The sequence below is a fragment of the Streptomyces sp. NP-1717 genome, from assembly GCF_022695985.1.
Taxonomy (GTDB): Bacteria; Actinomycetota; Actinomycetes; order Streptomycetales; family Streptomycetaceae; genus Streptomyces.
The window spans coordinates 64,507-79,629 of the sequence record NZ_JAAPBF010000003.1 but is presented as its reverse complement, the minus strand read 5'-3'; the positions used below and the strand labels follow the sequence as shown (position 1 = coordinate 79,629).

At 70.3% G+C, this 15,123-nt stretch carries 10 protein-coding genes; 7 read left to right on the top strand and 3 right to left on the bottom strand.

The annotated features are described in order from the left end of the window. Positions 1-18 precede the first annotated feature (18 nt). Positions 19-867 carry a trypsin-like serine protease gene (locus GXP76_RS01225; protein ID WP_242569495.1) on the top strand — a complete coding sequence of 283 codons (849 nt, stop codon included), beginning with the start codon at positions 19-21 and terminating at the stop codon, positions 865-867. A 118-nt stretch (positions 868-985) separates the two neighbouring features. Here the strand turns inward: GXP76_RS01225 and GXP76_RS01220 are convergent, their stop codons facing one another. Then, the gene (locus GXP76_RS01220) at positions 986-1,216 is read right to left on the bottom strand and encodes a hypothetical protein (protein ID WP_242569494.1); all 231 of its coding nucleotides are present in this window, start codon (positions 1,214-1,216) and stop codon (positions 986-988) included. Positions 1,217-1,647: 431 nt separating this feature from the next. On the opposite strand from GXP76_RS01220, the gene GXP76_RS01215 reads away from it, so the two are divergent. The 5 genes from GXP76_RS01215 (at position 1,648) to GXP76_RS01195 (ending at position 8,052) form a co-directional block, all read left to right on the top strand. Beyond that, positions 1,648-3,774, top strand: a complete 2,127-nt coding sequence (locus tag GXP76_RS01215) for a type IIA DNA topoisomerase subunit B (RefSeq protein ID WP_242569493.1) — start codon at positions 1,648-1,650, stop codon at positions 3,772-3,774. 131 nt (positions 3,775-3,905) lie between these two features. Beyond that, complete coding sequence (locus tag GXP76_RS01210) at positions 3,906-5,135, top strand: sensor histidine kinase (RefSeq protein WP_242569492.1); 1,230 nt, start codon at positions 3,906-3,908, stop codon at positions 5,133-5,135. Continuing rightward, positions 5,132-5,800, top strand: coding sequence for a response regulator transcription factor (locus GXP76_RS01205; protein WP_242569491.1), 669 nt, complete (start codon positions 5,132-5,134; stop codon positions 5,798-5,800). The genes GXP76_RS01210 and GXP76_RS01205 overlap by 4 nt, the downstream gene beginning before the upstream one ends. 96 nt (positions 5,801-5,896) lie before the next feature. Next, positions 5,897-6,415 (top strand): DUF485 domain-containing protein, encoded by a 519-nt coding sequence (locus GXP76_RS01200; protein WP_242569490.1) that lies wholly within the window; start codon positions 5,897-5,899, stop codon positions 6,413-6,415. Next, positions 6,412-8,052: a cation acetate symporter gene (locus GXP76_RS01195; RefSeq protein WP_242569489.1), complete on the top strand. Its 1,641-nt coding sequence runs from the start codon at positions 6,412-6,414 to the stop codon at positions 8,050-8,052. Before GXP76_RS01200 ends, GXP76_RS01195 begins: the two co-directional genes overlap by 4 nt. A gap of 27 nt (positions 8,053-8,079) precedes the next feature. On the opposite strand, the gene GXP76_RS01190 is transcribed toward GXP76_RS01195, so the two are convergent. Both GXP76_RS01190 and GXP76_RS01185 read right to left on the bottom strand, forming a co-directional pair. Continuing rightward, on the bottom strand, positions 8,080-8,757 hold the full coding sequence (locus tag GXP76_RS01190; RefSeq protein WP_242569488.1) for a response regulator: 678 nt from the start codon (positions 8,755-8,757) through the stop codon (positions 8,080-8,082). Beyond that, entirely contained in the window at positions 8,754-10,451 is a 1,698-nt protein-coding gene (locus GXP76_RS01185; RefSeq protein WP_242569487.1) for a sensor histidine kinase, read from the bottom strand. The genes GXP76_RS01190 and GXP76_RS01185 overlap by 4 nt, the downstream gene beginning before the upstream one ends. Positions 10,452-10,798: 347 nt before the next feature. On the opposite strand from GXP76_RS01185, the gene GXP76_RS01180 reads away from it, so the two are divergent. Further along, on the top strand, positions 10,799-15,082 hold the full coding sequence (locus tag GXP76_RS01180) for a discoidin domain-containing protein (RefSeq protein WP_242569486.1): 4,284 nt from the start codon (positions 10,799-10,801) through the stop codon (positions 15,080-15,082). Positions 15,083-15,123 lie beyond the last annotated feature (41 nt).

Sequence of the window (15,123 nt, the reverse complement as noted above, 5' to 3'; positions counted from 1 at the left end):
GGAGAGTCAGGAGCCTGTATGCGTCGCCCTATTGCCCGAGTGCTCACGGGAGGACTGGCCACGATCGCCGCGGGGGCGGTGCTGCCGCTCGTGTCCCCCGTGCCGGCCGCCGCCGATCGGGTGGTGGTGGGCGGGGAGCCGGCGCCGGCCGCGGGGAGTCCCTGGGTCGTGGCCCTGTCCAGCCGTGAACGGTTCGGGGACACCCGCGCGGGTCAGTTCTGCGGTGGCGTGGTCGTGGCGCCGACCAAGGTGCTCACGGCCGCTCACTGCATGGGCAGGGACGTGCTCGGCGTGAAGCCCGAGGACGTGACGGACCTGCGGGTCGTCGCGGGCCGGGAGCGGCTGACCGGGAAGGGCGGCAGGGAGGTCCGGGTGGGCTCCGTACGGATCGATCCGGCGTACGACCCGCGGACCCATGCCTCGGACCTCGCGGTACTGACGCTGGCGCAGGCACTGCCCGCGAGGTACGCCATCCGGCCCGCCGATCCCGGAGGGGAGGCCTCGGCCCCGGGCACCGCGGCGAAGGTGTACGGCTGGGGCGACACCACCGGCGAGGGCAAGTACGCCTCCTCGCTCCGCTCCGCCCCTGTGACGGTCCTGGCGGACTCGGAGTGCCTTCGGGCGTACCCCGGGGGCTCAGGGGGCCGCTACGACGCCGCCACGATGCTCTGCGCCGGCGATCCCAAGGGCGGGCACGACGCCTGCCAGGGCGACAGCGGAGGGCCTCTGGTGGCCCGTGGGCGGCTCATCGGGCTGGTCTCGTGGGGGAGCGGCTGCGGGCGGGCCGGGAGCCCGGGGGTCTATACGCGGATCACCTCGGCGGTCGACCAGGTCGCCGGGGCGACCGGGGAGCGCCGCGCGGGCTGAGACGGCCACGGTCCGCGTGCGGGCGGACACGAGAACGGGCCGCCATCCCGGTACGGCTGGGGTGGCGGCCCGTCGGCCGGTCCTGGATCGGCCCTTGGCTCGTCGTGGATGCGAGGTGTCAGCGTTCCTCTTCACCGCCGGCGGCCTGCACGGCCGTCAGTCGGTCTGTCTCATCCTGTATTTCCGCGGCGATCTTCTTGAGTTCCGGCTCGAACTTACGTCCGTGGTGGGCGCAGAAGAGCAGTTCACCACCGCTGGTCAGGACGACGCGCAGATATGCCTGGGCGCCGCAGCGGTCGCAGCGGTCAGCGGCCGTCAGCGGGCTCGCGGGGGTCAGAACAGTAGTCACGTCGCCTCTTCTCTAGCTCGACGAGCTGTCGTACCAGGGTCAACATCCAACCAGGCCGAAAACGTTCCCGCTCGCGGCCTTTCCTCGAAACTTCTTTCCGAGGCGGCTGTCTGTTGCCGGTTGGCGGCGAATGAGCCGTATTGCTTCGCTTTACGGTTTCGCGTTGCTTGTCAGGGTCGATCCTCCCGGCCGGCTTGCCGGTTGTTGATGAGGACGTGCCCGGAGCCTAAATGGTTCATGCCTGGAAGGGAACGTGATGTGTGCTTCACTCCATCGAGGCATCGAACACTCATGCGAGCCTCGGTTAGCATGAGAATTCAATAGGGTGGCGTTACAACGGCTCTACCAGGCCTCTGTACCCTCTGAGCGGCGACCGATGCCGGGCCCTTACCCACCGGGCCAGATTTCAAATTCAGCGAGGAGCGAACCGCGTGACCGCCGAGACGTCCGTGCCGTCCAGTGCGCTGCTGACAGCAGATCGTGACGGTTCCAACTACACCGCGCGGCACCTGCTCGTCCTTGAGGGGCTCGAAGCGGTCCGGAAACGGCCCGGCATGTACATCGGGTCGACCGACAGCCGCGGTCTGATGCACTGCCTCTGGGAAATCATCGACAACTCGGTCGACGAGGCCCTGGGCGGCTACTGCGACCGTATCGACGTCACGCTCCACGAGGACGGCTCGGTCGAGGTCAGGGACAACGGCCGCGGTATCCCCGTGGACGTCGAGCCCAAGACCGGCCTCTCCGGCATCGAGGTCGTCATGACCAAGCTGCACGCCGGCGGAAAGTTCGGCGGCGGCTCGTACGCGGCCTCCGGCGGTCTGCACGGCGTGGGCGCCTCCGTCGTCAACGCGCTCTCCTCCCGGCTGGACATCGAGGTCGACCGCAACAGCGCCACACACGCGATCAGCTTCCGCCGGGGCGTCCCCGGCATCTTCACCGAATCGGGCCCCGACGCCCCCTTCGACCCCGCGAACGGGCTGCTCAAGGGCAAGCGGGTGCCCAAGACGCGCACCGGCACCCGGACCCGGTACTGGGCCGACCGGCAGATCTTCCTCAAGGACGCCAGGCTGTCGCTGGAGACGCTGCACCAGCGGGCCCGCCAGACCGCCTTCCTCGTGCCCGGCCTGACCATCGTCGTACGCGACGAGCGGGCGGCCGGTGAGAGCGAGGGCGGCGAGACGATCGAGGAGACGTTCCGCTACGACGGCGGGATCAGCGAGTACTGCGAGTACCTGGCGCAGGACAAGGCCGTCTGCGACGTGCTGCGGCTGACCGGACAGGGCGTCTTCAAGGAGACCGTGCCCGTCCTGGACGACCGCGGTCACATGACACCCACCGAGGTCACCCGCGAGCTGGGCGTCGACATCGCCCTGCGCTGGGGCACCGGCTACGACACCACGATGCGCTCCTACGTCAACATCATCGCCACCCCCAAGGGCGGCACGCACATGACGGGCTTCGAGCGCGCGGTGACCAAGACGGTCAACGAGGCGCTGCGCTCGGCGAAGCTCCTGCGCGTCGCCGAGGACGACGTCGTCAAGGACGACGCCCTGGAAGGTCTCACGGCCGTGGTGACGGTGCGTCTCGCCGAGCCCCAGTTCGAGGGACAGACCAAGGAGATCCTGGGGACCTCGGCGGCCAACCGGATCGTGGCGGGCGTCGTCTCCAAGGAGCTCAAGGAGTTCCTGACCTCGACCAAGCGCGACGCCAAGGCGCAGGCGCGCGCCGTGCTGGAGAAGGCCGTCGCCGCCGCCCGTACGCGTATCGCCGCCCGTCAGCACAAGGAGGCGCAGCGCAGGAAGACGGCGCTGGAGACCTCCTCGCTGCCGGCCAAGCTCGCCGACTGCCGCAGCGACGACGTGGAGCGCAGCGAGCTGTTCATCGTCGAGGGCGACTCGGCGCTCGGTACGGCCAAGCTCGCCCGGAACAGTGAGTTCCAGGCGCTGCTGCCGATCCGGGGCAAGATCCTCAACGTTCAGAAGTCGTCCGTCTCCGACATGCTGAAGAACGCCGAGTGCGGCGCGATCATCCAGGTCATAGGAGCGGGCTCGGGCCGGACGTTCGACATCGACGCCGCCCGCTACGGCAAGATCGTGCTGCTCGTCGACGCCGATGTCGACGGTGCCCACATCCGCTGTCTGCTGCTGACGCTGTTCCAGCGCTACATGCGTCCGATGGTGGAGGCGGGCCGGGTCTTCGCGGCCGTTCCCCCGCTGCACCGGGTGGAGCTGGTGCAGCCCAAGAAGGGCCAGGACAAGTACGTGTACACGTACTCGGACAACGAGCTGCGGCAGACGCTTCTTGAGTTCCAGCGCAAGAACGTGCGCTACAAGGACTCCATCCAGCGCTACAAGGGCCTCGGCGAGATGGACGCCGACCAGCTCGCCGAGACGACGATGGACCCGCGCCACCGCACGCTGCGGCGGATCAACATCGGGGACCTCGAATCGTCCGAGCAGGTCTTCGACCTGCTCATGGGCAACGAGGTCGCGCCGCGCAAGGAGTTCATCACCAGCTCCGCCGCGACGCTGGACCGCGCCAGGATCGACGTCTGATCCGTACAGTCACACGGCGCCGGGCTCCACCCACGGGTGGAGCCCGGCGCCGTTTCCGGCTCCCCCCAGGAGGGGATCCGGCGGGCCGCCCGGCTCCGTAGCATTCGAAGCCGAGAGAGAGGGTTTCGCCCATGCCGATCGGCGCGGTGACCGTGTGGCCGAGCAAAGAGGCGCTGACCCGGGTGGGGGTGCCGCGCGTCAGGACGGCGCTGGACTGTCTGCTGGCCGGCGGGCTGGCCACCTGGCTCGTCGCGACCGCGTACACCGCGGGGGTCTTCCACGGCGGGCGGGCGGTGCTGCCCGTGCTGGGCATGCTCTGCTTCGGGACGTCCCTGGTGTTCCTGCACCGGTGGACCGTCCAGCGGCGGCTGTTCCCCTCGCTGGGGCTGTTTCTCGCGATCGCGCTCCTGGGCGCCGGCGCGAGCGTGGCGGGGGCCGAGGCCACGGCCGCGCTGATCTGGATCCTGGCCGGCGCCCTCGCGGTCGAAAGGCTGCCGATCGCACCGGCGCTCGGCGTCTGGGCGGGGCTGTCCGCGGCCCTCGCGCTGGCGAACACCGAGGCGTTCACGGAGGTGGGGATCACGATGGGCGCCGTCCTGCTCGGCGGCTTCACGCTGCGGCTCGACGCCCAGGCACGCGGGGCCGGGTTCCGGCTGCTGGCGCAGGAGCGCGCCGCGCGGGCGGCCGAGGCCGAGTCCGCCGCGCTGGCCGAGCGGGCCAGGATCGCCCGCGAGATCCACGACGTGCTGGCCCACAGCCTCTCCGCGCAGCTCGTGCACCTGGAGGCGGCGCGCCTCCAGATCGAGGGCGGATACGACCGCGAGCAGGTGCTGCGGCGCGTGGTGGAGGCGCGGAGCATGGCCCGGCAGGGCCTGGCGGAGACGCGCCAGGCACTGTCCGCCCTCCGCGGCCAGCTGGTGCCGGTCGAGGACTATCTGCGGGAGCTGGCGGTCGACGGGGTACGCACCGAGGTGGTGGGGGAGCCGCGGCTGCTGCCCACCGAGGCCTCGCAGGCGGTACGGCGCGTCGCCCAGGAAGCGCTGACGAACGCGCGCAAGCACGCTCCGGGGGCGGGCGTGTCGATGCGACTGGAGTACGCGCGGGACGAGGTGACCCTGGAGGTACGGGACGAGGGCACGGACGCTCCGGGCATGGACGCCTCGGGCACCGAACTCGCGGCCTCCGGCTCCGGGTACGGTCTCCTGGGGATGCGGGAGCGCGCCGAACTGCTGGGCGGCACTCTGGAGGCCGGACCGGCGCTCCGTACGGAAGACGGTGCCGGCGGAGCCCCGTACGGCTCCGGACCGCCGGACCGGGCCGAGGGGAAGGGTTTCACCGTGCGCCTGCGAGTGCCCGTATGACGGCCCGGGTGATCGTGGCCGACGACCAGGCCGTCGTACGCGAGGGCATTGTCATGCTGCTCGGGCTGCTGCCCGGCATCGAGGTCGTCGGCGCCGCGAAGGACGGCGAGGAGGCGGTGGCCCTCGTCGGTGAACTCGCTCCCGACGTCGTGCTGATGGACCTCCGTATGCCGCGCTGCGACGGGGTCGAGGCGACCCGCCGGATCCGCGAGCGGTATCCGGTGACCCAGGTCGTGGTGCTCACCACGTACGCCGACGACGACTCGCTGTTCCCCGCCCTCCGGGCCGGTGCCCGCGGCTATCTGACCAAGGACGCGGGCGGCGACGAGATCGTCCGCGCCGTGCGGGACGTCATGGCCGGGGACGCCGGGCTCGCCCCCACCGTTCAGCGGCGGTTGCTGGAGCGGGTCAGCGCGATCGCCCCCGTACCGGCGCGCGAATCGCCACCCGACGGGCTCACCCCCCGGGAGGCCGAGGTGCTGTCGCTGGTCGCCGAGGGGTTCTCCAACCGGGAGATCGCCGGGCGGCTGCACATCGGCGCGGCCACGGTGAAGACCCACATCAACAACATCTTCGCCAAGGCCGGGGTGCGCGACCGGGCGCAGGCGGTCCGCTACGCCTATCAGCACGGACTTATTCGGCCACCCGGGACAAACGTCACCTGATGGGGTGAAGTCGAAGGGAGAAGAGTCCGGGATCTTCCCATTCCGCCCATCCTTGGGGCGCGGCCGAAACGGCCCGCTGACAAGGAGAGTTGACCGGTGGAGAAGCAGGAAGGGCGCGGCGCCGCGACAGTGCGGACCGACGACCCCTGGTACGACGCGCTGGCCTCCGGCTGGGGCGAACTGGACGGTACGGGTACGCCGACGACGCCCGTCGCACCCGGCCCCGGAGCCGCACCCGCGTCGGCGGAGCGATGCCCCGGCGCGGCGGACATCTATCTGGAGGTCCAGCGCAGCGCCGCCTTCCAGGACGTACGCCGCCGCTACCGCCGGTTCGTCTTCCCGGCCACCCTCGCCTTCCTGACCTGGTACCTGGCGTACGTCGTCGCCGCGACCACGGCGCCGGATCTGATGGCGCGCCCGGTGGCGGGGGCCGTGAACGTGGCCATGGTCGCGGGTCTCGGACAGTTCCTCAGCACCTTCCTGCTGACCTGGGCGTACGCGCGCCATGCCCGGCTGCACCGGGACCGGGACGCGCTCGATCTGCGCTGGAGCGTCTTCGACCTGACGAGAACGCGTGAGTCCGGCACGGCGCGGGCGGGGGAGCGGCGGGGATGAGCGGCGACCACCAGACCCTGGCGCTCCTGCTGTTCGGCGCGTTCGTCGCGGTCACCCTCGGCATCACCACCTGGGTGGGCCGCGACCGGCACGGCTCGGCGGAGGAGTTCTACACCGGCGGACGGCTCTTCTCCCCCATGGAGAACGGGTTCGCCATCGCGGGCGACTACATGTCGGCCGCCTCCTTCCTCGGTATCTCCGGACTCATCGCCCTCTTCGGCTACGACGGCATGCTCTACTCCGTCGGCTTCCTCGTCGCCTGGCTGGTCGTCCTGCTGCTGGTGGCCGAACTCGTCCGCAACTGCGGCCGGTTCACCCTGGCCGATGTCGTCGCCGCCCGGATGCGTGAGCGCCCCGTCAGGATCGCGGCGGGCACGTCGTCCGTCGCCGTGTCCGTCCTCTACCTGGTGGCGCAGATGGTCGGGGCGGGCAGTCTGGTCGCGCTGCTGCTGGGGGGCACGAGCGAGGCCGCGCGCGCCTGGACGGTGATCGGCGTGGGCGCGCTGATGGTCGTCTACGTGACGCTCGGCGGGATGCGGGCCACCACCTGGATCCAGATCGTCAAGGCCGTGCTGCTGATGGCCGGCACGCTCACGCTGACCGTGCTCGTACTGGTCCGTTTCCACGGCGACTTCAACGCGCTGCTCACCACCGCGTCCGAACGCAGCGGCCACGGCAAGGAGTTCCTCATCCCGGGTCTCGCCTACGGCGGGGGCTGGACCGCGCGGTTCGACTTCATGAGCCTCGGGCTCGCCCTGGTGCTCGGCACGGCCGGGCTGCCGCACATCCTCTCCCGCTTCTACACCGTGCCGACCGCCCGCGCGGCCCGCCGGTCGGTCGTCTGGTCCATCGGGCTCATCGGGAGCTTCTATCTGATGACGATCGTGCTGGGGCTCGGCGCCGCCGCCGTGGTCGGCACCGCCGAGGTGCGGGCGTCGAGCGCGGCGGGGAACACGGCGGTACCCCTGCTCGCCCTGGATCTGGGCGGCGGCGCGGGTTCCACCGGCGGAACGGTCCTCTTCGCCGTGGTCGCGGCCATCGCCTTCGCGACGATCCTCGCCGTCGTCGCCGGCATCACCCTCGCCTCGTCGGCGTCCGTCGCGCACGATCTCTACGCCTCCCTCAGGAAGCCGCGAGCCCGGTCCCGCGACGGCGGGCGAGTCGACGACCGAGCCGCCGACAGCGCCGAGCCGCGCGGCGAGGTCGCCGTCGCCCGGTACGCGGCGGCCGGTATCGGCGCCGTGGCCATCGCGCTCGGGCTGCTCGCCCGCGACCTCAACGTCGCCTTCCTGGTAGGTCTCGCGTTCGCCGTCGCCGCCTCCGCCAATCTGCCGGTGCTGCTCTACTCGCTGTTCTGGCGGAACTTCACCACGCGGGGAGCGGTCTGGTCGGTCTACGGCGGGCTCGTGCCCGCCGTGCTGCTGGTGGTCTTCTCACCCGTCGTGTCGGGAAGCCCGGAGGCGATCTTCCCGGGCGCCGACTTCCATGTCTTCCCGCTCCAGAATCCCGGCCTCGTCTCGATCCCGCTCGGCTTCCTGGCGGGCTGGATCGGCACGGTCCTCTCCCGCGAACGCGCCGACGAGGCCAAGCACGCGGAGTCCGAGGTGCGTTCACTCACCGGAGCGGGCGCGGTCTGAGCGGCTACGGTCCGGCGGTGACCCGGCTCAGCCGCTCGTCGCCCACGCGTACCGGTGCTCCGGGCGGCCCGTCTCGCCGTACCGGAGGCTGAGCCTGACCCGCCCCGCCCGCTCCAGCAGTTTGAGATACCGCTGCGCCGTCTGCCGGCTCATCCCGGCGCTCTCGGCGATCTCGTGCGCGGAGAGCGGCCCTTCGGCGCCGAGCAGCACCTGGCGTACCACCTCGGCGGTGCTCGGCGAGTGCCCCTTGGGCAGCTCGGGCGTGGCGGACGCCGACAGCGCGCCGAACATCCGGTCCACGTCTGCCTGTTCGGCCTCGCCGCCGCTCTCCAGCGTGCGTCGCAGCGTCGCGTACGCCTCCAGCTTGCTGCGCAGCCCGGCGAAGTTGAACGGCTTGACCAGGTACTGGAGCGCGCCGTGGCGCATCGCCGACTGGACGGTGGCGACATCGCGCGCCGCGGTCACCATGATCACGTCGGTCCGGTGGCCGAGCCCGCGCATCTCCCGTACCACCGAGAGCCCGTCGCGGTCGGGCAGGTAGTGGTCGAGAAGGATCAGGTCGACGGGGCGCTCGGCGAGGAGCGTGAGTGCCTCCGTCCCCGAGTGCGCCTTGGCGACGACCCGGAATCCCGCCACCTTCGCCACATAGGCGGTGTTGATGTCGGCGACCCGGATGTCGTCGTCCACGACCAGTACGTCGATCATCGTGTCTCCCCTGTGGTGACGGGCTCGGCCGGGTCGCGTACGAGACCGTCCGCCGGCGCGGTGTCCCGCGCGACGCGCTCGGTCTCGGCGAGCGCCTCGGGCAGGACGACGGTGAACTCCGCGCCGCCGTCGGCGGATTCGGTGACGCGGGCGCTGCCGCCTTGGCGCTCGGCGAGCCTGCGCACCATGGCCAGGCCCAGCCCGCGCCGGCCGTGGCTGGGCGGGTCCTTCGTCGTCCAGCCCTCGGTGAAGACCAGTTCGCGCTGCTGCGGCGGGACGCCGGGGCCGCTGTCGGAGATCCGCAGGACGACCGTACGGCCCTCGGCCCGTACCTCCACCTCGATGCGCGGGTCCTCGGAGCCGGCCGCCGCGTCCAGCGCGTTGTCCACGAGATTGCCGAGGACCGTGACGAGCCCCTGCGGGTCGACGAGCCGGTCGGGCAGCAGGGTGGCCGGCGAGATGCGCAGCGAGACGCCCCGCTCGGCGGCGACGGTGGCCTTGCCGACCAGCAGGGCGGCCGGCAGCGGGTCGTGGATCCGCTCGGTGACCTGCTCGGCGGTGGCCCGGTGCACACCGACGACCTCGGTCACGAACTCCACGGCCTCGTCGTGCATCTCCAGCTCCAGCAGGCCCATCAGGGTGTGCATCCGGTTGGCGTGCTCGTGGTCCTGGGCGCGCAGGGCGTCGATCAGTCCGCGCGTGGCGTCCAGCTCCCGGCCGAGCTGTTCCAGCTCCGTACGGTCACGGAGTGTGGCGACCGCGCCCCCGTCGTCGGTCGGCATCCGGTTGGCGATGAGCACCCGGGTGCCGCTCACGGTCAGCAGGTCGTCGCCGGCCACCCGGCCGGCCAGCACGTCGGTGGTCCGGCCCGGTCCGAGGACCACGTCCAGGGGCTGTCCCGTGGCCTCGGGCCCGAGGCCGAGCAGCCGCTGCGCCTCGTCGTTCATCAGCCGGATCCGCCCCGCCCCGTCGAGTGCGATCACTCCCTCGCGCAGGCTGTGCAGCATGGCCTCGCGCTCCGCGAGCAGCGCCGAGATGTCGGAGAAGGCCAGGTCGTGGGTCTGGCGCTGAAGGCGTCTGGAGATCAGGAAGGCGGCCAGCGCGCCGACGGCGAGGGCGCCGCCCGCGTACGCGAGCAGTCCGGGGATCGTCGCGAGCAGACGTTCGCGGACGCTGTCGTACGCGATGCCCACCGACACGGCGCCGACGATCCGCCCCGTCTCGTCGCGCAGCGGGACCTTGCCGCGCGCCGAGCGGCCGAGGGTGCCGCTGTCGATCTCCATGATGTCGTGGCCGGCTATCGCCTCGCTGGGATCGGTGGAGACGACCCTGCCGATCTGGCCGGTGTCGGTGTGTGACCAGCGGACCCCGCGTCTGTCCATGATCACGACGTACTCGGCGCCGGTGGCCTCTCTGATGCGTTCGGCCTCCTCCTGCACCGGTCCGTCCACCGAGGGCCGCGACGCCAGCAGCGCGTCCGCCACCGGCTCGGACGCCGTCGTCTCGGCGATCGCGAGCGCCCTGCGCATCGCCTGGTCGTCGAGCTGGTCGCTCAGCGGCCGGAGGAACAGCCCCGTGGCGAGCACGGCGGTGCCCGCGGCGATGGCCAGCTGCATCAGCAGCACCTGGGAGAAGACGCGCCGTGGCCAGCCGAATCGCCGTCGTCGCGGTGGGGTCGTCGGTCCGGCGTTCATGTCTAGGAACGGTAGACGGCGCAGGTGCCTTTCTGAAATTTTCAGATTCACGCAAATGAATTACGTGATTTGCAGGCCGCTTGCGGTGTGCTTGGGGTTCGCTGGAAAGCTGACTGATAGGGGCTGGTGGGTCCGTCTTGGGTGTTTTCGAGCCAGAGAACGGCCGACTTGGTTCTGTTGCACCAGTGGACGCTCTCGCATTTCTCTGCAACTCTCTGACGGCACAACGCAAAAGATCCTGCTCAGCAATGCAGAAACGCTAGTCGCACCAGCCAGGTGGCACCAGCCATGCAGACAGAGCCGCGCCTCGCCGCGCCCCCCGCGCCGAGGCCGAAGATCGGGGATACATGAGATCTCACCGATGGAGATGGGCGATCTCCGCCGCCCTCACCACCAGTCTCCTGATGGTCGGCGTGCCGTCGCTCACCGCTTCGGCGGCCGACGGCCCCAACATCGCCGCGGGCGCCACCGCGGCGGCGAGCAGCGCAGCGGTCGACCACTCCGCCAGGATGGTCGCCGACGGCAATCAGTCGACGTACTGGCAGGGCTCCGGCAAGAGCCTCCCCCAGTGGGTCCAGACCGATCTGGGCTCCGCCGCCCGGATCGACCAGGTGACGCTGAAGCTCCCCGCCGACTGGGAGACCAGACGGCAGACCCTCGCCGTCCAGGGCAGCGCCGACGGCACCAGCTTCTCGACCCTGAAGACGTCCGCCTCGTACACCTTCAGTCCGGGCAGGGCCAACGAGGTCACCGTCTCGTTCCCCGCCACCCGGACGCGGTACGTCCGCGTGAACATCACCAAGAACTCCGTCGCCTCCGCGGGCCAGCTCGCCGAGCTCCAGGTCCACAAGGCGGCAGCGGCGTCCGTGAACCTCGCCGCGGGCCGGACGCTCACCGAGAGCAGCCACACCGAGGTGTACGCGGCGGCCAACGCCAACGACGGCAACAAGGCCACCTACTGGGAGAGCCGCAACGGTGCCTTCCCGCAGTGGCTCCAGGCCGACCTCGGCTCGTCCGTGGGCGTCAACAGCGTCGTCCTGAAACTCCCCGACGGCTGGGAGGCCAGGAGCCAGACGCTCAAGATCCAGGGCAGTACCAACGGCACGGCCTTCACCGACCTGACCGCGTCCAAGGCGTACCAGTTCGCGCCCGGGTCCGGTAACACGGTGACGATCCCCTTCGACGCCACCACCACGCGCCACGTACGGGTGCTGGTCACGGCCAACTCCGCGCAGCCCGGCGCCCAGGTGTCCGAGCTGGAGATCTACGGCCCCGAGACGGGTGACACCCAGGCCCCGACCGCCCCCACCGAGCTGGCGTTCACCGAGCCCGCCTCCGGTCAGATCAAGCTGACCTGGAAGGCGTCGACCGACAACACGGCGGTCACCGGCTACGACGTCTACGCCAACAACGTGCTGCGCACCAGCGTCGCCGGCAACGTCACCACCTTCACCGACACCCAGGCCGGCAACGCCGAGGTCTCGTACTACGTACGGGCCAAGGACGCCGCGGGCAATGTGTCGGGCAACAGCAACACCGTCACCCGTAAGCCGGCCGGCGGCGACACCCAGGCGCCGACCGCGCCCACCGGCCTCGCCCACACCTCGCCCTCGCCGACCCAGGTCAGGCTCACCTGGCAGGCCTCCAGCGACAACACGGCGGTCACCGGCTACGAGATCTACGCCAACAACGTGCTGCGCGACACCGTCGCGGGCAACGTCCTGATCTTCACCGACACCCAGCCGGCCGGCACGACGGTCTCGTATTTCGTACGGGCCAGGGACGCGGCGGGCAACCGGTCGGGCAACAGCAACACGGTGACACGCACCGGCAGCAGCGGCTCGGTCTCCAACCTGGCCGTCGGCAAGCCGATCAGCGCCTCCTCCGTGGTCCACACGTTCGTCGCGGCCAACGCCAACGACAACTCGACGTCGACCTACTGGGAAGGCGCCGGGGGCAGTTACCCCAACACGCTGACCGTGAAGCTGGGCGCCAACGCCTCCACCGAGAGCGTCGTCGTCAAGCTCAACCCGGACAGCGGCTGGGGGCCGCGTACCCAGAACATCCAGGTGCTGGGCCGCGAGCAGAACGCCACGGGCTTCACCAGCCTGGCCGCCGCGAAGGACTACGCGTTCAGCCCGGCCTCCGGGAACCAGGTGACCATCCCGGTCTCCGGGAACGTCGCGGACGTGCAGCTCAGGTTCACCTCGAACACCGGCGCCGGTGCGGGCCAGGTGGCCGAGTTCCAGGTGCTCGGCGAGCCGGCGCCCAACCCCGACCTCCAGGTCACGGCCCTGACCGCCGGCCCCGCCGAGCCGGTCGAGTCCAACCCGATCACCCTGACGGCGACGGTACGCAACAACGGCACGGTCGCCGCGGCGGCCAGCTCCCTGGAATTCCGACTCGGGGACTCCAAGGTGGGCACGGCGGCGGTGGGCACCCTCGCCCCCGGCGCGTCGGCCAATGTCAGCGCCGCGATCGGACCGCGCGACGCGGGGTCCTACGAACTCAGCGCGGTCGCCGACGTGGCGAACGCGGTGATCGAGCAGAACGAGACCAACAACACCTACACCGCCCCGTCCCCGCTGGTGGTGAAGCCGGTCGCCAGCTCCGACCTGGTCGCGACGGTCGGCACCTCTCCGTCCGCCCCGGCGGCCGGTGACACGGTCAACTTCTCCGTCTCGGTGAAGAACCAGGGCACCGTCGCCTCCGCGGGCGGCAGCCACGGCATCACCCTGACCGTGCTCAACTCCGAGGGCGCCACGGTGAGGACCCTCACCGGCGCGCACAGCGGAGTCATCGCGGCGGGCGCCACCACGGCGCCGGTCGCGCTCGGTACCTGGACCGCCGCCAACGGCTCGTACACCGTCAAGGTGGTGCTCGCCGACGACGCCAACGAGGTGCCGGTCAAACGCGAGAACAACACCAGCACCCAGTCGCTGTTCGTCGGCCGCGGCGCCAACATGCCGTTCGACATGTACGAGGCCGAGGACGGCACCACCGGCGGCGGCGCCACGAAGGTCGGTCCCAACAGGACCGTCGGCGACATCGCGGGCGAGGCGTCGGGCCGCAGGGCCGTCAACCTCGACGCCACCGGCGAGTACGTCGAGTTCACCACCCGGGCCAGCACCAACACCCTGGTGACCCGCTTCTCCATCCCCGACTCGGCCGGCGGCGGAGGCATCAACTCCACGCTCAACGTCTATGTGGACGGCGTCTTCCTCAAGGCCATCGATCTCACGTCGAAGTACGCCTGGCTGTACGGCGCCGAGGCGGGACCGGGCAACTCCCCGGGCCAGGGCGCGCCCCGTCACATCTACGACGAGGCGAACATGATGCTGGGCAAGACCGTCCCGGCAGGCAGCAAGATCAGGCTCCAGAAGGACGCTTCCAACAACACCACCTACGCGATCGACTTCATCAACCTGGAGCAGGTCGCACCGACCGCCAACCCGGACCCCGCCACCTACACGGTCCCGGCCGGGTTCACCCACCAGGACGTGCAGAACGCCCTGGACCGGGTCCGGATGGACAGCACCGGCACCCTGAAGGGCGTCTACCTGCCCGCCGGTGACTACCAGACGGCCAGCAAGTTCCAGGTGTACGGCAAGCCCGTGCAGGTGATCGGCGCCGGTCCCTGGTACACCAAGTTCCACGCCCCGTCGACGCAGGACAACACCGACATCGGCTTCCGGGCCGAGGCGGCGGCCGCGGGTTCCTCGTTCAGGAACTTCGCGTACTTCGGCAACTACACCTCGCGCATCGACGGTCCGGGCAAGGTGTTCGACTTCTCGAACGTGCGCGACATCGAGATCGACAACATCTGGAACGAGCACATGGTGTGCCTCTACTGGGGCGCGAACACCGATGACATGACCATCAAGAACTCCCGTATCCGCAACATGTTCGCCGACGGCATCAACATGACCAACGGCAGCACCGGCAACCTCGTGACCAACAACGAGGCGCGGGCCACGGGAGACGACAGCTTCGCGCTGTTCTCGGCGATCGACGCCGGCGGCGCGGACATGAAGGACAACGTCTACGAGAACCTGACGTCGATCCTGACCTGGCGCGCGGCGGGTGTGGCCGTCTACGGCGGCTTCAACAACACCTTCCGCAACATCCACATCGCGGACACGCTCGTGTACTCGGGCATCACGGTCAGCTCGCTGGACTTCGGTTACCCGATGAACGGCTTCGGGACCCAGCCCACGACGATCGAGAACGTGTCGATCGTGAGAGCCGGCGGCCACTTCTGGGGCGCGCAGACGTTCCCCGGCATCTGGCTGTTCTCCGCGTCCAAGGTGTTCCAGGGCATCCGGATCAACAACGTGGACATCGTCGACCCGACGTACAGCGGGGTCATGTTCCAGACCAACTACGTAGGAGGACAGCCACAGTTCCCGATCAAGGACACCGTCCTCAGCGACATCTCGATCACCGGTGCGAAGAAGAGCGGTGACGCCTACGATGCCAAGTCGGGCTTCGGGCTGTGGGCGAACGAGCTGCCGGAGGCGGGGCAGGGCCCCGCGGTCGGTGAGGTCACCTTCAACGGTCTGAGGATGAGCGGCAACGCTCTGGACGTGAAGAACACCACGCCCAACTTCAAGATCCATATCAACCCGTAGCGGCAGGGCACGCCGCCGTGGTGCCGCCCGGGGCCTCTCGG